18 protein-coding genes, 3 tRNA genes and 5 pseudogenes are annotated in these 19,266 nt (G+C 64.7%); 4 read left to right on the top strand and 22 right to left on the bottom strand.

Going from position 1 to position 19,266, the window contains the following annotated elements:
- Nucleotides 1–218: 218 nt before the first annotated feature.
- From rplI to rnr, 6 genes and pseudogenes are all read right to left on the bottom strand, one after another.
- Nucleotides 219–665 (bottom strand): 50S ribosomal protein L9, encoded by a 447-nt coding sequence (gene rplI / locus ACSJDS_RS05865; RefSeq protein ID WP_473032454.1) that lies wholly within the window; start codon nucleotides 663–665, stop codon nucleotides 219–221.
- 15 nt (nucleotides 666–680) lie between these two features.
- Entirely contained in the window at nucleotides 681–1,535 is an 855-nt protein-coding gene (locus ACSJDS_RS05860; protein WP_473032452.1) for a hypothetical protein, read from the bottom strand.
- Between the two features lie 13 nt (nucleotides 1,536–1,548).
- The gene (gene rpsR / locus ACSJDS_RS05855; protein WP_102652548.1) at nucleotides 1,549–1,776 is read right to left on the bottom strand and encodes a 30S ribosomal protein S18; all 228 of its coding nucleotides are present in this window, start codon (nucleotides 1,774–1,776) and stop codon (nucleotides 1,549–1,551) included.
- Nucleotides 1,777–1,802: 26 nt separating this feature from the next.
- Nucleotides 1,803–2,183 (bottom strand): 30S ribosomal protein S6, encoded by a 381-nt coding sequence (rpsF, locus tag ACSJDS_RS05850; RefSeq protein WP_473032451.1) that lies wholly within the window; start codon nucleotides 2,181–2,183, stop codon nucleotides 1,803–1,805.
- Nucleotides 2,184–2,347: 164 nt separating this feature from the next.
- Nucleotides 2,348–3,084 (bottom strand): annotated as a pseudogene (gene rlmB, locus ACSJDS_RS05845) (23S rRNA (guanosine(2251)-2'-O)-methyltransferase RlmB).
- Between the two features lie 88 nt (nucleotides 3,085–3,172).
- Nucleotides 3,173–5,555, bottom strand: a pseudogene (gene rnr, locus ACSJDS_RS05840) (ribonuclease R).
- Nucleotides 5,556–5,798: 243 nt separating this feature from the next.
- On the opposite strand from rnr, the gene ACSJDS_RS05835 reads away from it, so the two are divergent.
- From ACSJDS_RS05835 to ACSJDS_RS05825, 3 genes are all read left to right on the top strand, one after another.
- Nucleotides 5,799–5,885, top strand: a tRNA-Leu gene (locus ACSJDS_RS05835).
- A gap of 50 nt (nucleotides 5,886–5,935) precedes the next feature.
- Nucleotides 5,936–6,022, top strand: a tRNA-Leu gene (locus ACSJDS_RS05830).
- A gap of 34 nt (nucleotides 6,023–6,056) precedes the next feature.
- Nucleotides 6,057–6,143 (top strand) — tRNA-Leu (locus ACSJDS_RS05825).
- 82 nt (nucleotides 6,144–6,225) lie between these two features.
- Here ACSJDS_RS05825 and ACSJDS_RS05820 read toward each other — a convergent pair.
- The 14 genes and pseudogenes from ACSJDS_RS05820 to ACSJDS_RS05755 all read right to left on the bottom strand — a co-directional run bounded on the left by ACSJDS_RS05820 (nucleotide 6,226) and on the right by ACSJDS_RS05755 (nucleotide 15,777).
- A pseudogene (locus tag ACSJDS_RS05820) lies at nucleotides 6,226–7,094 on the bottom strand (DNA/RNA non-specific endonuclease).
- An 85-nt stretch (nucleotides 7,095–7,179) separates the two neighbouring features.
- Nucleotides 7,180–7,455 carry an Lrp/AsnC family transcriptional regulator gene (locus ACSJDS_RS05815; protein ID WP_043510462.1) on the bottom strand — a complete coding sequence of 92 codons (276 nt, stop codon included), beginning with the start codon at nucleotides 7,453–7,455 and terminating at the stop codon, nucleotides 7,180–7,182.
- Nucleotides 7,456–7,611: 156 nt separating this feature from the next.
- On the bottom strand, nucleotides 7,612–9,297 hold the full coding sequence (locus tag ACSJDS_RS05810; protein ID WP_473032450.1) for a Na(+)/H(+) antiporter subunit D: 1,686 nt from the start codon (nucleotides 9,295–9,297) through the stop codon (nucleotides 7,612–7,614).
- Nucleotides 9,298–9,380: 83 nt separating this feature from the next.
- Nucleotides 9,381–9,692, bottom strand: a complete 312-nt coding sequence (locus ACSJDS_RS05805; protein WP_473032449.1) for a hypothetical protein — start codon at nucleotides 9,690–9,692, stop codon at nucleotides 9,381–9,383.
- Nucleotides 9,693–9,712: 20 nt separating this feature from the next.
- A complete protein-coding gene (locus tag ACSJDS_RS05800; protein ID WP_473032448.1) occupies nucleotides 9,713–9,868 on the bottom strand; it encodes a hypothetical protein in 156 nt (51 codons plus the stop codon).
- A gap of 61 nt (nucleotides 9,869–9,929) precedes the next feature.
- On the bottom strand, nucleotides 9,930–11,195 hold the full coding sequence (locus ACSJDS_RS05795) for a proton-conducting transporter transmembrane domain-containing protein (RefSeq protein ID WP_473032447.1): 1,266 nt from the start codon (nucleotides 11,193–11,195) through the stop codon (nucleotides 9,930–9,932).
- Nucleotides 11,192–12,679: a monovalent cation/H+ antiporter subunit D family protein gene (locus ACSJDS_RS05790; protein WP_473032446.1), complete on the bottom strand. Its 1,488-nt coding sequence runs from the start codon at nucleotides 12,677–12,679 to the stop codon at nucleotides 11,192–11,194. The genes ACSJDS_RS05795 and ACSJDS_RS05790 overlap by 4 nt, the downstream gene beginning before the upstream one ends.
- On the bottom strand, nucleotides 12,679–13,032 hold the full coding sequence (locus tag ACSJDS_RS05785; RefSeq protein WP_473032445.1) for a cation:proton antiporter subunit C: 354 nt from the start codon (nucleotides 13,030–13,032) through the stop codon (nucleotides 12,679–12,681). The genes ACSJDS_RS05790 and ACSJDS_RS05785 overlap by 1 nt, the downstream gene beginning before the upstream one ends.
- On the bottom strand, nucleotides 13,032–13,451 hold the full coding sequence (locus ACSJDS_RS05780) for a Na(+)/H(+) antiporter subunit B (RefSeq protein WP_473032444.1): 420 nt from the start codon (nucleotides 13,449–13,451) through the stop codon (nucleotides 13,032–13,034). Before ACSJDS_RS05780 ends, ACSJDS_RS05785 begins: the two co-directional genes overlap by 1 nt.
- A complete protein-coding gene (locus ACSJDS_RS05775) occupies nucleotides 13,448–13,990 on the bottom strand; it encodes a DUF4040 domain-containing protein (RefSeq protein WP_473032443.1) in 543 nt (180 codons plus the stop codon). Before ACSJDS_RS05775 ends, ACSJDS_RS05780 begins: the two co-directional genes overlap by 4 nt.
- Before the next feature lie 23 nt (nucleotides 13,991–14,013).
- Nucleotides 14,014–14,343 (bottom strand): monovalent cation/H(+) antiporter subunit G, encoded by a 330-nt coding sequence (mnhG, locus tag ACSJDS_RS05770; RefSeq protein ID WP_473032442.1) that lies wholly within the window; start codon nucleotides 14,341–14,343, stop codon nucleotides 14,014–14,016.
- A complete protein-coding gene (locus tag ACSJDS_RS05765) occupies nucleotides 14,340–14,627 on the bottom strand; it encodes an MrpF/PhaF family protein (RefSeq protein WP_473032441.1) in 288 nt (95 codons plus the stop codon). Before ACSJDS_RS05765 ends, mnhG begins: the two co-directional genes overlap by 4 nt.
- Nucleotides 14,627–15,109: a Na+/H+ antiporter subunit E gene (locus ACSJDS_RS05760; protein ID WP_473032440.1), complete on the bottom strand. Its 483-nt coding sequence runs from the start codon at nucleotides 15,107–15,109 to the stop codon at nucleotides 14,627–14,629. The genes ACSJDS_RS05765 and ACSJDS_RS05760 overlap by 1 nt, the downstream gene beginning before the upstream one ends.
- 188 nt (nucleotides 15,110–15,297) lie before the next feature.
- On the bottom strand, nucleotides 15,298–15,777 hold the full coding sequence (locus ACSJDS_RS05755) for a methylated-DNA--[protein]-cysteine S-methyltransferase (RefSeq protein WP_473032439.1): 480 nt from the start codon (nucleotides 15,775–15,777) through the stop codon (nucleotides 15,298–15,300).
- Nucleotides 15,778–15,974: 197 nt separating this feature from the next.
- On the opposite strand from ACSJDS_RS05755, the gene ACSJDS_RS05750 reads away from it, so the two are divergent.
- Nucleotides 15,975–16,289: a high-potential iron-sulfur protein gene (locus ACSJDS_RS05750; RefSeq protein ID WP_473032438.1), complete on the top strand. Its 315-nt coding sequence runs from the start codon at nucleotides 15,975–15,977 to the stop codon at nucleotides 16,287–16,289.
- Between the two features lie 106 nt (nucleotides 16,290–16,395).
- Here ACSJDS_RS05750 and ACSJDS_RS05745 read toward each other — a convergent pair.
- Together ACSJDS_RS05745 and ACSJDS_RS05740 are read right to left on the bottom strand one after the other, a co-directional pair.
- Nucleotides 16,396–17,951 (bottom strand): annotated as a pseudogene (locus tag ACSJDS_RS05745) (SpoVR family protein).
- 18 nt (nucleotides 17,952–17,969) lie between these two features.
- Nucleotides 17,970–19,249, bottom strand: a pseudogene (locus tag ACSJDS_RS05740) (YeaH/YhbH family protein).
- Between the last annotated feature and the right edge of the window lie 17 nt (nucleotides 19,250–19,266).

Below are 19,266 nucleotides of genomic sequence, written 5' to 3'. Positions count from 1 at the left end.
GGCCCTGAAGGAAATCCCCGCGACCCTGGCGGGCCGCGGGGAAGATCGAAACAGCAGCCCGGCATCGCGACACGCCAAAGCTCCCGTTATCTGCAGTATGGTCGGGAAGTGGCCAGGAACCAGCGCCATGCAAGAACGCATTGGCCGTACTGTCAACGCAATAAAAGGGGCGCGAGGAGCCTAGCTCCCCGCGCCCCTGGCGGGCGTGACGCAGCCGATTATTCGGCCACGACCACCACGCGCACGGTCGCGTCGACTTCGGCGTGCAGGTGCAGGTCGATGTCGTATTCGCCGGTCTGGCGGATCGGACCTTCCGGCATACGCACTTCGCTCTTGGCGACATCGATGCCGGCCTGGCCCAGCGCCTCGGCCAGGTCGCGGGGACCGATGGAGCCGAACAGCTTGCCCTCATCGCCGGACTTGGCCACCAGCGACAGCTCGATCTCGGCCAGCTGGGCGGCACGCGCCTCGGCTTCGGCCTTGCGCTCGGCGGCCTGGGCCTCGAGCTCGGCACGCTGGGCCTCGAAGGCCTCGGTGTTTTCGCGGGTTGCCGGTACGGCCAGACCGTACGGCACCAGGTAGTTGCGGCCATAGCCGGGCTTGACGGCGACCTTGTCACCCAGGCCGCCCAGCTTGCCAATCTTGTCGAGCAGAATGACTTCCATCTCGTGAACCTCTTGTCAGTCGCTGCGGGAGGCCAGACGGCCGCGGAAATCCACGAACACGTCGATGCAGGCCGCCAGCAGCACGATCAGTATCGTGGGCCAGGTGGTGATCAGCAGCAGATAGAAGGCGATCAGCCACAGCCCGTTCATGCCCTTGGCCCCGATGAAGCCGTGTACCAGCGCGATGCCCGCCACCAGCAGGGGGATCCAGGCGAGCATGCTCAGGGCGGGAATCCCCACCACCATGCCCACCACAATCAGCGCGACCAGCAGCGCGAACTCGCGCACCGACAGGCGCAGCGCATGGAACTCCTGTCGGAAACCGCCGGGATTGTAGAGCCCCGCCTGCCAGCTGCGCCCCAGCGCCAGGCAGGCCACGGAGGCGACCAGCACCACCAGGCCAGTGACGCCGCCGATCAGCAGCGTGGCCAGCTCCTGGGTATCGTACCCCTGGCGGGCCAGCTCGGTGAGCATGCGGTCGATCTCGCCCGATCCCTGGCGTAGCTGCTCCAGCAGCGCTTCGGTCCCGCCGGGCGGCACGAAGACCCCCAGCTGGATCAGCACCGCCCCGGCCAGGGCGCCGACGATCAGCGCTTCGCTCCAGCGCATGCGCTCGCGCAGCACCACCGCCATCAGCGTGACCAGCAGGACGGTGGCCAGCGGAATGGCATCGCCCCGGGTCCACCACAGTCCGGCCGGCACAGCCGCCGCGACGATGACCGGCAACGCCGGCATCAGCCCGCGACGCAGGGTCATCAGGGCGGCCACGGCGGCACTGAACCAGAACAGCCAGGGGACCAGCGCGGCCACCGCGGCCCCGCCTGCGGCATAGGGGGTTCCGCGCATCAGCCAGCGGGCAATCGGCAACATCAGGGCGTTCGACTTACTGGTGGCTGTCGGTGTAGGGCAGCAGCGCCAGGTAGCGTGAGCGCTTGATGGCGGTAGCCAGCTGGCGCTGATAACGGGCCTTGGTCCCGGTGATACGGCTGGGAACGATCTTGCCGGTCTCGGTGATGTAGGCCTTGAGCGTGTCCAGATCCTTGTAGTCGATCTGCTTCACGCCCTCTGCGGTGAAACGGCAGAACTTGCGGCGACGGAAAAAGCGTGCCATTGAGAGTCTCCTCTGGACGTGCGGAATCAGTTGGCTTCGGCGGTTTCGGCGCTACGCGGCTTTTCTTCGCGACGCGGGCGCTTCTCTTCTGCCGGCTTCATCATCGGCGAAGCTTCGGTGACGGCTTCCTTGCAACGCACGACCAGGCTACGAATGATGGCGTCGTTGAAGCGGAAGATGTTCTCGATTTCCTCGAGGGTCTCGCCGCTGCACTCGACGTTCATCAGCACATAGTGGGCCTTGTGGATCTTGTTGATCGGGTAGGCCAGGTGACGACGGCCCCAGTCCTCCAGGCGATGCACGGTGCCACCGCTGTCGGTGACGATGCTGGAGTAACGCTCGACCATGGACGGCACTTGTTCGCTCTGGTCCGGGTGGACCATGAACACGATCTCGTAATGACGCATGGGATCTCCTTTCGGGTTGGCAGCTTCCTCGTGAGAACCGCAGTCGCTCAGGGGAAGCAAGGAGGTGATAGTCAAAATGCAAACGCCCGCTCACGCAGGAACGGGCGCATGCATTCTAGTGAGGCGCGGCGCCAGTTGCAAGAAAAGACCCGCTTTTCGGCCGCTCAGACGGGAGGCGTGCGGCGCTGGCGCACCGCCTCGAACAGCACAACCCCGGTGGCCACCGAGACGTTGAGGCTCGACACCGCGCCCGCCATGGGCAGCTTGACCAGGCTGTCGCAGGCCTCGCGCGTCAGCCGGCGCATGCCCTTGCCCTCGGCGCCCATGACCAGCGCCACGGGCCCCGTGAAGTCGGCATCAAAGACCAGCTGCTCGGCCTCGCCGGCAGTGCCGATGACCCAGACTCCCAGCGCCTTGAGCTTGGCCAGCGACCGGACCAGATTGGTGACCTGATAGACCGGCACGCTCTCGGCGGCGCCACAGGCCACCTTGCGCACCGTGGCATTGAGCGGCGCGGCCTTGTCCTTGGGCACGATGACCCCGTGCACGCCGGCGGCGTCGGCACTGCGCAAACAGGCGCCGACATTGTGCACGTCGGTAACGCCATCCAGCACCAGCAGCAGCGGCGGGGCCGACAGCGGCCAGGCCTCCAGCCGGAACCAGAGTGCCGCCTCACTCTCGGCGACCAGCGGTGGACACAGCGCCACCACCCCCGATGAGCCGCCCCCTGGGCCAGGCGGTCGAGGTCATCCCGTGAGCGCGACTGCACTCGAGCCCCCAGCCGCCGGGCGGTCTCAACCAGCTCGGCGAGGCGCCGGCCAGCGTCGCCCTCCTGTACCCAGAGCTCACGCGGGGCCTCGCCACGCTCGATCAGGGCGCGAACCGCGTGCACCCCGAACACGGCCTCGAGCCCGCCAGGCACTCCGGCGGGTGGCCGGAGCCCCCGCGCTTGCCGGACTCACCGCGACGCCTGCCCTGCCCCGACGCCATCAGCTGCGCCTCGGCTTGCGCGGCCCGCGGCGGCGCTTGCCGCCGCGAGCGCGCTTGTCTTCGCTCTTGTCGCCTGACGGGGACGCCGCAGGCGCCTCCGCGCTGCCGGCACGCCGCTTGCGGGGCGCACGCTTGGGCCGCGGCTTGTCGTCGGCCAGGGCGAAGTCGATCTTGCGATCGTCCAGATCGACCCGGGCCACCTGCACCGTGACGCCGTCGCCCAGCCGATAGCTCATGCCGGTGCGTTCGCCCTTGAGGCGATGCTTCTCCGGCTCATAGTGGTAGTAGTCGGACGGCAGCGAGGTGACATGCACCAGGCCTTCCACAAAGACCTCATCGAGGCGCACGAAGATGCCGAACTGGGTCACCGAGGCGATGGTGCCGTCATACACCTCGCCAAGCTTGTCGGACATGAACTCGCACTTCAGCCAGTCCTCGACATCGCGGGTGGCATCGTCGGCGCGGCGCTCGGTCATCGAGCAGTGCTCGCCGAGCTCGAGCATCTGCTCGAAGGTGTAGGGGCACCACTTGCTGGGCGGGTCCACCTTGGCCCCCTCGGCGCGCAGCACGGTGTTGGTCTGACGCGGACCGCGGATCACCGAGCGGATCGCGCGATGCACCAGCAGGTCGGGATAGCGGCGAATCGGAGACGTAAAGTGGGCATAGGCCGGGTAGGCCAGGCCGAAGTGGCCCTCGTTGCGGGGCGAATAGACCGCCCGGCTCATGGAGCGCAGCATCACGGTCTGGATCACGTCGGCATCAGGACGATCCTTGATCACCTCGGCCAGGTCGCGATAGTCCTCGGGACTGGGATCGTCGCCGCCCCCCAGCGACAGCCCCAGCTCATTGAGGAACAGGCGCAGCTTGTCCAGGCGCTCCGGCGACGGCTTCTCGTGGATACGATAGAGGGCCGGCAGGTCGTGCTTGTCGAGGAAGCGGGCGGTGGCAACGTTGGCCGCCAGCATGCACTCCTCGATGATCTTGTGAGCATCGTTGCGGGAGCGCGGCACGATCTTCTCGATCTTGCGCTCCTCGTTGAAGACGATGGCCGTCTCGGTGGTCTCGAAGTCGATGGCCCCGCGCGCCTCGCGCGCCTCGCGCAGCACCCGGTAGAGCGCATTCAGGTTCTTGAGCGGCTTGACCAGCTCGCGGTACTCCTGGCGCAGGGCATCGCCCTCGGGGGCCTCCTCGTCGAGGATCGCCGCCACCTTGTTGTAGGTCAGCCGCGCGTGGGAGCGGAACACCCCCTCGTAGAAGCGATAGCGGCTGATGGCACCGCTCTTCGAAATATTCAGCTCGCAGACCATGGCGAGGCGGTCGACGTCGGGATTCAAGGAGCAGAGGCCGTTGGAGAGCAGCTCCGGCAGCATCGGCACCACCTGCCCCGGGAAGTAGACCGAGTTGCCGCGCGTGATCGCCTCCTGATCCAGCGCGCTGCCGGGACGCACGTAGTGGGCGACATCAGCGATCGCCACGATGAGCTTCCAGCTACCCGACTTGGTCTTCCAGGCGCAGACGGCGTCATCGAAGTCCTTGGCGCTCTCGTCGTCGATGGTCACCAGGGGCACGTCGCGCAGGTCGATGCGGTGCGCCTTGTCCTCCTCGACCACCTCGGCGGACATGCCGGCGATCTGGTCGTTCACCTCGGGGGAACTCGGCGGGAATCTCGTAACTGCGGATGGCGATATCGATCTCCATCCCCGGGTCCATGCGCTCGCCGAGCACTTCGATCACCTCGCCCACCGGCTGCACCCGGGTCTCGGGCTGCTGCACGATTTTCGCCGAGATCACCTGGCCATCCTGGGCCCCGCCGCAGGCGCTGTGGGGAATGATCACCTCCTGGGTGATGCGCGGATTCTCGGGAATCAGCACCCCGAACTCGGGCGTGTTCTCGCGGTAGACGCCCACCATGGTCTGGGTGTTGCGGGAGAGCACCTCGGCGATGGTGGCCTCGTCACGTCCTCGCCGGTCGCGCCCGCTGATGCGCACCAGCACGGCATCGCCGTGGAAAACGCGACGCATCTGGCGCGGCGGCAGCACCAGGTCGGGCTTCTTGCCATCGTCGCGCAGCACGAAGCCAAACCCGTCGCGGTGGCCAAGCACCTTGCCCTTGATCAGGTCGAGCTTGTCGATCAGCGCATAGGCGCCGGCGCGGTTGCGCAGCACCTGGCCGTCGCGCTCCATGGCCGCCAGGCGGCGCCGCACCGCCTCCTGCAGGTCCTCATCCTCGAGCCCCAGCATGCGGCTCATCGCCTCATGGGTGATCGGCTTGCCGTACTCCTCGAGCCGGGCGAGCAGATACTCGCGACTGGGCGCCGGGTTGTCGTACTTGTGGGCCTCGCGGCTCGCGTGCGGGTCGTCGCTGAGCGTCCAATGGGTCATGCGTCAGGCATCCTTGGCAACGTCGGAGTGTGCGTTCTCGGTAGGGCCGATGGGGCGCAGGCGATACGCCGCGGGGGTAGGAACTTGCCATTCGGGTCTATTGTCATGGCCGCAGTATAGCGCCGGCGAAGGCACGACCCAACCTTGGGCATTGACACGCGCTTCCCGGCGGCGTTTTTTTTCGCCTCGCGACGCCGCGCGGCCTTGCATTGAGCACGAAATTGGGTAACATACGCCTCGCCTGCCCAGATGGCGGAATTGGTAGACGCGCTAGCTTCAGGTGCTAGTGTCCTTACGGACGTGGAGGTTCAAGTCCTCTTCTGGGCACCATCGCCCCCCGGCCCGCATGGCCCGGGACGAAAAAGGCATCGCTCGTGTTCGCCCAGGTGGCGGAATTGGTAGACGCGCTAGCTTCAGGTGCTAGTGTCCTTACGGACGTGGAGGTTCAAGTCCTCTCCTGGGCACCATCCCAGATGCGTGAACACGACAGCGACATGATGCGCCCAGGTGGCGGAATTGGTAGACGCGCTAGCTTCAGGTGCTAGTATCCTTACGGATGTGGAGGTTCAAGTCCTCTCCTGGGCACCACCGTTCTCACGGTCCCAGCCGCGTCATGTCGAGACAGCAAGCTATCGGAAACCGCGACGCGATCGCGGTTTTTTTGTGTTTGTCAGAAGCGGGCGGGCAGGCGCGCCACCTCCTCCAACGCCCACCCCTCGGCCACCACCTCCCCTTCCAACGCCTCGGCCACCGCCTCAGGCAGCTCCGGGAAGAAATTCAGCCCGGTGCGCGCCTCGACCTCCTCGACACTGACCAGGAAGTCGTCCAGCGGCTCATCGCCACGCACTGCCTGGGGCATGATGAAAGCCAGCACCCTGGGGACTCGGCCGGCACCACGATGATCTTGTAGAAGGCCTCGGGAATCTCGACGAGCCCCACGCGATTGAGCACGTTGTCGAAGAAGCGTTCCGGAAACACCGGCCCGGTGATCACCTGCACCACCCCGAAGCGCGGCACGAAGTGGTCGATCACGACCTCCTCGAGGCGCTGCCACAGCCGCCGGTTGAGGTCCGGGCGCTGGGGCGAGATATTGCTCATCAGAAAGGTCTGGCGCTGGGCATCGGCCCCGTGCACCGAGGCGATGGCGTAGTTGGGGGCGAGGTGGCCGCGGTCATAGCCGCTGCCGAAGTAGCTATCGGCGGCGATGGGCCAGAGGGTACGCCAGTCGCGACGGAAGTCCGGCCGCGGACCGACGCCGATCTCATCCACCTCATACAGGAAGTAGCTCACCCACAGCGGGTTGACCCGTACGTCGGACCAGCCCACCAGAAACCCATCGTTGCGCAGCACGCGGTGTGCGGTGAGCGGCGTGAACGTCTCCCAGGTGGGTACGCCCATCCAGCTGAGCGAGTCGCGGTACTCCTGCTCCTGGGTATACCAGAGCCCGCTGCCCACCAGTACGAACAGCAGGGTGATGCCGAAGCGGCGGGCCTGGCGGCGCCAGCGTGACAGGCGTGGGGAGCGTCGGCGTCTGGCCATCCTTGGTCGTTTCGCATCCGGTCAGTGAGGCCGCCGGACGTCTCAGCGCGGCGGCATGGGGCGAGAGAGCGAACGTATCCTTTGGCTACCAGCCCAGCGAAAACATCGTCTCGAGGTCGTGGCGAGAGTGCACCTGCATGGCGTTGAGGGTCTCGGTGTCGCGAATGCCCTCCACGGCGTTGAGCCGCTCGGTGACCAGCTCGGCCAGGCTCTCGAAGTCCCGAGTGCGGGCGATCGCCACCAGGTCGTAGCGGCCACAGGTGGAGTAGACCTCGCTGATTCCCTCGACGTCGGCGAGCCGTTCGGCCACCGCCTTGACCTGGCCCTTGTCGGTGTTGATCAGGATCACGGCATTCTGCATCGGACACTCTCCCGGTCGGATAACTCCCGCGGCAAGGCAGTCGCCGCGACCTGGCGCGAGTATAGCAGCGCACCGAGCCAAGCTGAATTGCCGCGCCTCCCCGACCGATGCTTCGCCCGGCCACCGATCAGATGTAGTAGAGCAGCAGCGAGGCGGTCAGCAACACGGCCACCCAGAGCACCATGCTGCCGGTCGGCCAGGTGCGCGCCAGAACCCCCCTCGGTCCGTGGTAGCGCATGGCCTGAACGACGATGCGGCGCAAGGGCCAGCGCAGGGCCGCGAGCAGGCTGCGCCAGGCGATGGTGCCGTGGCGGTGGACCAGGCCAACGGCGCGGGCGCCGCCACGCGATAGAACCAGTCCGTGTCGAGGGTGACCCTGTCCTTGGGCGCCATGAATCTCAGCAGGACGAAGAAGACCAGGCCGACGAACGAGAGCAGCTGCAGATCCCAGAACACATGGGCCAGCGTATAGGCGTTGTAGCCCACCGGCTGATGCGGAAGCATGTGGTAAAGCCACTGCGGATAGACGCCGATGAAGAGGCAGAAGAACGCCGCGATCCCCATGGCGACCAGCATGTTGGTCGGCGCCTCGCGGGGACGTAGCCCGCTGTCGCGCCCTAGGAAAGCGAACCAGGGCAGCTTGAGACCCACGCTCAGGAAGGTACCGGCCGATGCCAGCGAGAGGACCAGCCAGACAAGCGCCGCCTGACGGTCGGCATAGGCCTCGAGGATCATCGTCTTGCTGACGAAGCCACTGGTCAGCGGCAGCGCGGAAATCGAGAAGGCGGCGATCATGTAGAACACGAAGGTCACCGGCATGTAGCGGTACAGCCCACCCAGCTCGGTCAGCTTCGCGCGTCCGGTCATCTGGATGATGGCCCCGGCGCTCATGAACAACAGCGCCTTGTAGAGGATATGGGTGTAGGCATGGGCCGCGGCGCCGTTCAGCGCCATGGCGGTACCAAGACCGATGCCGGCCACCATGAAACCGACCTGGCTGACGATGTGATAGGCGAGCAGCCGACGGATGTTGTTGGCCAGCACCGCATAGGTGACCCCCCAGAGGGTCATGAGCGCCCCCAGCCAGACCAGCACCTCGGCCTCGGGAAATCCCCGAATCAGGGTGTAGACCGCCGTCTTGGTGGTAAAGGCACACAGGAACACCGCCCCGGTCACCGTAGTTTCCGGATAGGCATCGGTGAGCCAGGCGTGCAGGGGCGGCACCGCGGCATTGATCATGAAGCCGAGCAGAATCAGCCAGAAGGCGGGACTCCCGGCCTCGATGTCGTCGAAACTCAGGCTCCCGGTGTGAGTGACATAGATCACGATGCCGGCCAGCAGCAGCACGCCGCTCACCGCGTGCACCAGCAGATAGCGAAAACCGGCCGCCAGCGAGGCGGCCCGGCGATTGCGCCAGATCAGCCAGACCGAGGAGAGCATCATCAGCTCCCAGAACACATACAGCGTGACCAGGTCGCCGGCAAACACCACGCCCATGGCCGAGCCGGCATAGAGCAAGCCGGCCACGTGCTGGATGGTGTCGCGCACATGCAGGGCATAGATGGCGCCTAACAGGGCCATGATGGCGAACACATGAGCAAACACCAGGCTCAGCGCGTCCACCCGCCCCAGGGTCAGCGGCATGGCGAGGAATTCAAGGCTGCCGTGAGTTCCCGGCGCGCTGCCGAGCACGGCGAAAAGGGCCAGCGTGGGCGCGGCCAGCAGCATCAGCTTCTGCGCCACTCCGCGCAACACCGAAACCAGCAGCCCCCCCAGGATCAGCACCAGGGAAGGCGAGAGCCACTCGATGATAGGCCAGTTGATCGCGAACCACTCATGCATAACGGCTGCTCTCTCAATGGTCGGCTAGGCGATGTCCGGAAACTGACGGCACTCGGGCATAGGACGTAACACCACGGCCCGGCTCACGAGGGGTCGGCGCTGTCAGGCTTTTCGTCGACCTCGTCGAGCGCCCGGTAGGGGGCCAGCTCCTGGTCGTAATAGGCCTCCCGGCGATAGACCAGCCCCAGGCCCAGCGCCTTGGCCAGACCAATGAGGATCAGGCAGGCCAGCGCCCCGAACAGCGCGCCGAATCCGCCCCACGCCTCCCAGGCGAAGCGGTCATAGCCGGTAGGGATCAGCAGATCGGCGATCACCAGCCCCGCCATGGCGGCCAGCACTCCCCGTTTCAGCCAGTTGGCATGGCGTACCAGTCGGTCGAGCAGCTTGACGAGCATGTTCCCCCCGTGGATCCGAATCAGTTGACGAACAGCCCGGCCAGCATGGCGCGCAGCGGGTCCGCCGCCAGGAACAGCGCCATGCCGCCCAGCGCCGTGAGGCACAGCGGCACCACGCACAGCAGCGGCGCCTCCCGGATACCACCGTGCCCCTCCGTCGCCTGCTTTGGCGGCATGAGAACGCCCTCACGACCGGCGTGAGCAGATAGGCGATATTGAGCAACGTGCTCAGCATGATCACCAGGACCATAAGCAGCTGCCCGCTGTCGGCCGCCCCCAGCACCAGATGCCACTTGCTCCACAGCCCCCCCATGGGGGGACGCCGATGACCGCCAGGGCCCCGAGCAGGAAGGCGCCCATGGTGAAGGGCATGCGTCGCCCGAGGCCGTCCATCTCGCTGACATGGGTCTTCTTGCTGGCCACGTAAATGGCGCCAGCACAGAAGAACAGCGTAATCTTGCCGAAGGCGTGCATGACGATATGCATGCCGCCGCCAATGGCCGCCAGCTCGTGGGCCAGCATCGCCCCCAGCGTGATGTAGGAGAGCTGACTGACCGTGGAGTAAGCCAGCCGCGCCTTGAGATTGTCCTTCTGGATGGCCACCAGCGATGCCGCCAGCAGGGAAAAGGCGGCGATAGACATCAGCAGATCCGCACTCCACAGCTCGCGGAGGTAATCCTGCCCGAAGATGTAGGTGCTCACCTTGAGCACGGTGAAGACCCCGGCCTTGACCACCGCCACGGCGTGCAGCAGCGCGGATACGGGGGTAGGCGCCACCATGGCAGCGGGCAGCCAGCGATGAAAGGGCATCAGCGCGGCCTTGCCGATGCCATAGATGTAGAGCAGCAGCAACAGCGCCCCCAGGCCGTGGCCCACGCGCCCCTCCATGATCCCGCCGTCGGTAAAGCTCAGGGAACCGGTCAGCCACCAGGTGGCGACGATCGCCACCAGCTGGAAGCCGATGGAGGTGCCGAGCAGCAGCCCCAGGTAGGTCCGCGCCCCCTGCTGGGCTTCTCGGTTGCCCTTGTGGGCCACCAGCGGATAGGTAGAGAGCGTCAGCACCTCGTAGAAAATGAAAAGCGTGAACATGTTCTCGGCAAAGGCAATGCCCATCACCGAGAACAGGGCGACCGCGAAACAGGCATGAAAGCGCGTCTGCTTGCTCTCGTTGGCGCCGCGCATGTAGCCGATGGCGTAGAGCGAGGTGATGATCCAGAGGCTGGAGGCCACCAGCGCGAAGACCATGCCGAGCGGCTCGACCTCGAAGGCCATGCTCAGCCCCGGCAGCAGTTCGATCAGCGTCACGGCGGGCCGCTCGCCCGCCAGCACGGCCGGCAAGAGCTGCAGCACCGCGGTGAACAGCAGCGCGGCGATGGCCACCATCAGGCCATCACGAAGATTTGGGTGGCGGCCGCTCAGTGCAATCACCCCCGCCCCGAGGGCCGGAATGGCCAGAGTAAGCGGAATCGCCACGGAGGCGTCGATGAACGAGAACACACTCACCGGTAGCCTCCCATCAATGCCTCGGCGGCATGCTCGGCCAGGCCCACCGGCAGGGATGTCTCGATACCGAAATAGAGGCAGGCCAGGGTGAGAAACCAGGTAGGAAGGAGCAGCGACAGCGGCGCTTCTCTCACCGCCATTCGCCTCAGCGGTGCGTGGAAGAACGCCACCTCCACCACCCGCCAGACATAGAGCAGGGCCAGCACCGAGGTGCCCAACAGGAAGACGGCGATGGGCCAGAGCCCGCCGTCCAGGGCGGCAAGAATCAAATGCCATTTAGTGACGAAGCCGGCCGTCAGCGGGACGCCGATCAGCGACAGCCCGGCAATGATGAAGGCCGTCATGGTCCAGGGCATCCGCTGCCCCGCCCCCGTCATATGAGCGAGGGACACACCGCCGAGCCGGTAGGCGATGCAGCCCAGCGCCATGAAGAGTGCCGCCTTGGTGATCGCATGATTGAAGAGGTGCAGCACCGAGGCCATCAGCCCCAGGGTGCTGGCGAAGCTGATGCCCAGAATGATATAGCCCACCTGCGCCACGCTGGAGTAGGCAAACATGCGCTTCACGTTGGTATGGAAGATGGCCACGATCGAGGGTATCAGGATGCCGAGCATCGCCAGCGGCATCAGCAGCAGGTTCATTTCAAGCTCATCAAAGCTCAGCTCATAGCCGAACACGCCGAAGATGAAGCGCATCAGCACATAGATGGCCACCTTGGTTGCCGTGGCGGAGAGGAACACGGTGACCATGGAGGGGGCGTAGGCGTAGGCGTTGGGCAGCCAAAGGTGAAGCGGAAAGAGGGCCAGCTTCAGCGAGATGCCCACCACGATGAAGGCCTGAGCGGCACGCACCGTTCTGGTGTCGTTGACCTCCGGCAGCCTGTCGGCCAGGTCCACCAGGTTCAGGGTGCCGGTCATGATATAAAGAAAGCCGATGCCGATGAGCAGGAAAGTGGTGCCGATCGTTCCCATCATCAGGTACTGATAGGACGCCATCACGGCCTGGCGCTCGCGCCCCGTGGCAATGAGGGAGTAAGACGCCAGCGCGGCAATCTCGAAGAAGACGAAGATATTGAAGGCATCACCGGTAATGGCGATGCCCAGCAGCCCGCAGTTAGCCAGCAGGAAGGCGGCATAGAAGAAGCCGTGCTTGTCTTCGCGGACCTCACTGGCCGCGCTGAGCCGCGCGAAGGGCATGACCACCGCGCTGATGAAGCTGATCACCAGCAGCACCAGAATATTGACCGAGTCCACCCGGTACTCGATTCCCACCGGCGGCAGCCAGCCGCCCATATGGTAGGCGACGACGCCTTCGGCCTGAACACGGAGCAGCAGCAGCAGGGAAATCGTTAGAGTGAGCCAGCTGGTCAGGGTCGCGGTCGCCCAGGCCGCCCGCGGCGAGCGGGCCATGAGCATCACCAGCGGGGCCGCCAGCATGGGCACGATGACCTGAAACGCCGGCAAATGATGCTCAAGAAGCCCCATCACTGGGCCTCGTCCTGAGCGTGGATTTCGTCCTCCTCGATGGTGCCGTAGAGCTCATGGATACGCACCACCAGGGCAAGACCGACGGCGGTCAGGGCCACGCCCACCACGATGGCGGTCAGGATGAGCACATGGGGAAGAGGGTTGGAATAGTCGCTGACCCCTTCCAGGTAAACCGGTGCGGTGCCGCCATCCAGCTTGGCCAGGCTGATGAAGAAGATGAACACGGAGGTCTGAAAGATATTCAGGCCGACGATCTTCTTGATCAGATTGCCCTGGGCGATGACGATGTAGAATCCCACCATCATGAGCACCACCACCACCCAGTAGTTATAGAACCCGATCCACTCCATTACTCCCGCTCCCTGCCGGCAAAGGCATAGAACAGGGTAAGGGCAACGGCGGCCACGGTGATGCCTACGCCCAGTTCGATGCCGATGATCCCAAGGGTTTCGCCTGCCTGGTCGTTCGCCAGCAGCACCTTGTACTCGAGAAACTGGCCGCCCAGCAGAATGCCGGCGAGGCCAATGCCGATATAGAGCAGCACGCCAAGCGCCGCCAGAAACCGGGCCACCTCGGGGGGGATGGCCTCCTGAGCCATGTCCAGCCCGAAGATCAGGCTGAAGATGATGAAACCAGCGGAAAAGATGATGCCTGCCTGGAAGCCGCCTCCAGGGCTGTACTCGCCATGAAACTGGATGTAGAGCGCATAGATCACGATCAGCGGAATCATGATCTTGGTGACGATCCGCAGCACGATGTGATGTCTCACGCGCCGCCCTCCCTGCTGCCCGCCCTCTTCCGGCGGCGCTTGCGCTGTCGGGCCCGACCGCTGCCGATCACCAGCAGCACCGCCACCGCGGCGGTGAGCACGACCACGGCCTCCCCCAGGGTATCCAGCGCTCGATAGCTGGCCAGCACCGAGGCCACCATATTGGGGATGCCGATCTCCTCCACCGACTGCTGGGTGAAATAGGGCGCCAGATGGATATGAGCAGGCGCCTGGGGATCACCGACCTGTGGCATGTCCAGGGTGCCGTAGATGAGCGCCGCGCCGGTGATGATGACCACGACCAGGGCCAGGGCGTTCTGCCGCGTGATGCGTACCTTCTCTTCGCTGGTGGTGAGTGCCAGAGCGGCCAGCATGAGGATGATCATGATCCCTGCCCCCACGGCGGCTTCTGTCAGCGCCACATCCACGGCATCGAGCATCACGAACAACGAAGCCGCCAGCAGGCTGTAGATGCCCGTGAGCATGATCACCGCGAAGAGGTTGCGAATCCTCACCACGGCAATCGCTACCAGTGCCATGAAGGCCAGCAGTACCAGGTCGATCAGGGCTGCGATGACTCACCCTCCTTGTCAGACCGCCAGGGAGAGAGCTTGCGCTGGCGCGCCGTCTTGGTCAGGGCATGGCTGGCGGCAGGCGCGGTAAAAAACAGGAACACCAGGGTGAACAGCAGCTTGGCCGCGACCCCGAAGGAGTCGGCCTGGAGCATCAAGCCACCGAGAATCAGGATCATGCAGAGGGTATCGGTCATCCCGGCGGCCTGAATACGGGAGTAGAAATCGGGAAAACGCAGCAGGCCGACGCCGCTGATGACCACCAGTATGGCGCCGCTGACCAGCATGAGCCCGCTGAGCAGATCCAGTAACAGGCTCATGATGTCTCCTCCTCATCGCGGCTGCCCGCTGCGCCGAAGCGGCCGGACTCGAAGAAGCGCAGGACGGCCACGACGCCGATGTAATTGAGCAGCGCGTAGACGATGGCGATGTCGATGAACTCAGGACGGCCGACGATGAAGCCAAGCAGGGCAATGAGCAGTACCGTCAGGCTACCCACGACATTCACTGCCAGGAGCCGGTCGAAGAGCGTAGGGCCCAGATAGGCGCGGGTCAGTGCGCAGCCTATGCTGACAAGAACGGCCAGCGCGATGACAACCAGCATCAGGATTTCCCCTCGAGTTGCGTCACTCGCCGATCCATTTCACCGCTCAGCACGCCCTGCTCCAGCTCCTCGGTCAAGGCGTAGAACCACACCTCCTGTTCACGAACATAGACGGCCACCGTGCCCGGCGTCAGCGTGATGGAGTTGGCGAGAAAGACCCTACCCAGATCGGTTTTTTGGGTGGCATCCAGGCGGCTAATGCGCGGACTCAGGCTCTTGCGCCCTCTCACGATATGAATGGCCACCACCAGATTGGCCTTCACGACCTCCTTGAACAGCCAGGGAAGATACTGGATAACGGGGAGCATCAGGTGGATGGGATGCCCTTCTCGATCCAGAATTCGCATGCGGTATGCAAGATAAACGGTGAGGGCGACCGATGCAGCGCCTAGCGGCACAAGAATCGGATGTGTCCAGTAACCGGACAGCAGTAGCCAGATGGCAGCCATCATGACAGTCAGGCTGACAGCATACTTGAGCACATTGCCCCCTTGAATCACCGCAGGACGTTCAGCGCATAAGGTCTATCCACCTTACATCGTTCAGCCGTCACATGACGCGCCGACTGATTTAGACTTTGTACTTAATTTCCGCCTTATCTACCCTATGCTCACTTGCGATTAACGCTCATTCAAACGGAAAATCAACCGCCTTGGCGTCCGGCACGCCCTTAGAAGCAAGCCGTATCCAATCCCTCCAGAGCGAGCAGGCGGCGCTTGAGTTCGAGCCCTCCGCTGTACCCTCCCAGCCCACCGGCCGCCACCACCCGATGGCAGGGAATCAGCAGCGGCAGGGGATCGGCGCCGTTGGCGGCGCCGATCGCCCGGGCCGCTCCCTCGCGTCCCAGCCGCCTGGCCAATTCGCCGTAGGTGCAGGTCTCCCCGTAGGGAATGCGCTGCAGCGCCGACCATACCTGGCGCTGAAAATCGCTGCCGCCCGGCGCCAGCGGCAGACTAAAGCTGCGACGCCGCCCCGCCAGGTAGGCCAGCAGCTGCTCGCGCACTTCCTCCAGCGCCTCGTCATCACGGCGCGCATCGGTGGGGTCCGCCAGCCCCTCGGCATCGAGGGTCAGCCGCGTGATCCCCTGGTGCTCGTCGGCCTCGATCAGCAGCTCGCCCAGCGACGAGTCCAGTCGCGTAAAGATTGCCATCTCCCCTCCCTTGTCTGTGTCTGTCGATCGCCTGGGCGCTCGTCCCAGCCGCTTCCTTCAGCGTTCGGCGCGTCGCTTCGAACTCAACGCCCCGAGACGGGTCGGAGCAACAGACGGACGACTACCGTCGACTCCATGATACCCGCCAATAGGGCTATCATGGCCGATAACTCAGACCGTGACGATAAGGAGACTCCATGGGCAATCAGAGCCGCCGTGACTTCATGCGCAACAGCCTGCTGGGCCTGGCCGCCCTGCCCCTGGGTGCGGGCATCCTATCGAAACAGGCCTTCGCTGAGACGCTGCCGCGCCTGGACCCCAACGACGACCAGGCACAGGCCTTGAACTATGTCGAGGTGGCTAGCGATGCCAGCGACCACCCGGCCTACGAAGAGGGCGAGGTCTGTGACAACTGCATGTTCTTCGAAGCCGATACGGAAGGCTGCCAGCTGTTCCCGCAGCACAGCGTAGAGCCCCAGGGCTGGTGCCAATCCTGGGCTCCCATCACCTGAGGGCAACGTCGCGAGTGCACTATCTGCATGTCAACGACCGGGCGCCCGCCCGGTCGTTTCGTTTGCCTTGATGACGATATGCCATGCCTGGTATGACCGCCAGGGCTCAGTGCGTACGCGCTTCTTCTTCGGGGAGCGGCCACTGATAGCGCCGGGCGACGGTATCGTCGTCCATGGTCGACTCCAGGCGGACCGGAAAGCCCCATAGCTGGTGGAGATGGCGCATCACCGGATAGACGCTGCGTGCCAGCGGACGCCGGCTGTCCTGGACATGGCGCAGGGTCAGGGAGCGATCCCCACGGATGTCCGCCGAGTAGACCTGGATATTGGGCTCGCGAACGGCCAGCGCATACTGGGTGGCCAGGGCCTCACGGATGCGCCGGTAGCCACGGTCGTCATGGATCGCCGCCACTTCCAGCATCTCTTCCTGGTCATCGTCGACCACCATGAACAGCTTGAGGTCGCGGATCACCTTGGGCGACAGGTATTGCTGAATGAAGGACTCGTCCTTGAAGTTGCGCATGGCAAAGTGTACCGCCTCGATCCAGTCGCCCCCGGCGGTGTCGGGGAACCATTCGCGATCCTCGTCCGTGGGCGCCTCGCACATGCGCTTGATGTCGCTGAACATGGCGAAGCCCAGGGCATAGGGGTTGATGCCGCTGAAATAGGCACTGTCGAAAGGCGGCTGGTTGACCACCGCCGTATGCGACTGCAGGAACTCCAGCATGAAGCCTTCGTCCACCAACCCCTCGTCGAAGAGTCGATTCATCAGCGTATAGTGCCAGAAGGAGGCCCAGCCCTCGTTCATCACCTGGGTCTGGCGCTGCGGATAGAATACTGCGCCAGCTTGCGCACGATGCGCACCACCTCGCGCTGCCAGGGCGCCAGCAGCGGTGCATTCTTCTCGATGAAGTAGAGCAGGTTCTCCTGGGGCTCGGGCGGGTATCGGGCACCGCCGCGCAGGCCAAGTGGGTCGTCCTCGTCCTGGTCGTCGGCAAGCGTCTCGCTGGTCAGCGGGCCGGGAATGGTGCGCCACAGGGTGTTGACCTGGGCCTGGAGATGCTCCTCACGCTCCTTCTGGCGCCGCATCTCCTCTTCGGCGGAGATCGGTGAAGGTCGCTTATAGCGGTCGACGCCATAGTTCTGCAGGGCATGGCAGGCATCGAGCAGCTGCTCCACCGCGGTAACCCCATGACGCTCCTCGCACTCCGCCACGTACTTTCGCGCAAACACCAGGTAATCAATGATCGAGCTGGCGTCGGTCCAGGTGCGAAACAGGTAGTTCCCCTTGAAGAAGGAGTTGTGGCCGTAGCAGGCGTGGGCCATCACCAGCACCTGCATCATCAGGGTGTTCTCCTCCATCAGGTAGGCGATGCAAGGGTCGGAGTTGATCACCAGCTCGTAGGCCAGCCCCATCTGGCCACGCCGGTAGGCCTGCTCCACCGCCAGGAACTGTTTGCCGAAGGACCAGTGGTGATAGCCCACCGGCATGCCCACGCTGGCATAGGCGTCCATCATCTGCTCGGTGGTGATGATTTCGATCTGGTTGGGATAGGTGTCCAGGCGGTACTCGTCGGCCAGGCGCACCAGCTCCTGCTCGTAGGCCTCCAGCACCTCGAACGACCAGTCAGAGCCGGTAGCGATGGGCTTGCGTCGGGTCATGCTGCCTCCTCATCCGCATCAGGTGGCGGTTCGGCGCCGAAACAGATCGCGAAAGACGGGATAGATATCGCCGGCTTCGACAATCTGGCGCATCGCGAAGCGATCGGAGAACTCGGCGGCCACCGTCTCATACTCCTCCCATAGCGCCTGGTGGGCATGGGCGTGATCTCCACGTAGGTGAAGTACTGCAGCCGCGGCATCAGCGATTTCATCAGCAGCTCGCGACAGTTCACCGAATCGTCGTCCCAGTTGTCGCCGTCGGAAGCCTGGGCCACGTAGAGATTCCACTGCCCCGGGGGTAGCGTTTCTCGATGATCTCGTCGACCAGGGTCAGCGCGCTGGAGACGATGGTCCCACCGGTCTCCCGGGAGTAGAAGAACTCCTCTTCGTCGACCTCCTTGGCCGCGGTATGGTGGCGCACGAACACCAGCTCCACCTTCTCGTAGTTACGCTCCAGAAAGAGGTAGAGCAGCAGGAAAAAGCGCTTGGCGATATCCTTGTGCCCCTGGGTCATCGACCCGAGACGTCCATCACGCAGAACATCACCGCCTTGCTCGAGGGCTGAGGCTGATTGATCAGGTTGTTGTAGCGCAGATCATAGGTGTCGATGAAGGGCACCGCCTCCAGGCGCCGCTCCAGGCGTTCGATCTCCTCCTTCAGCTCGGCGATACGCGAGGGGTTGCGCAGCACCGGGTCCTTGCGCTCCTCCTCCGCCAGCGCCTCGCGGGCCTCCCGCAGAGCGCGACGGATCGGCGCGCGCATGGCGATCCGTCGTGCCTGGGCCTCACGCATGGAGCGCACGATATTGATCCGCGCCGGCACCCCCTCCTTGGAGACACCGGCGCGCACCGGGCGCACCTCATCGAGATCCACCAGCGACTTGCGCTCCAGATGGGGAGCTCCAGACCATCGAAGACAAAGTCGAGGAATTCCTCCCGGGAGAGGGTGAAGGCGAACTCGTCCATGCCCTCGCCCTGGTTGGAGGCGCTACCCTCGCCGGCGCCTCCACCGCCTCCCCCGCCACCCGGCCGGCGCAGCCGGTCCCCTTCGACAAACTCCTTGTTGCCCGGCGCCACGATGGTGCGTTTACCGCCGGGCCCGTGCTGAAACACCGGCTCGGAGATGTCGCGGGTGGGGATCGACACCTTCTCACCGCGCTCCATGTCGGTGATCGAGCGGCGGTTGACCGCCTCCTCCACGGAGCGCTTGATATGGGTCCGGTAGCGATCGAGGAAGCGCTGCCGGTTGACCGCACTCTTGTGCTTGGCATTAGCGCGTCGATCGATGAAATAGGTCATGCAGACCTCCCGCCTTC

This window comes from Halomonas sp. SL18_1 (assembly GCF_055755715.1).
This window is presented reverse-complemented; position numbering and strand designations above follow the sequence as displayed.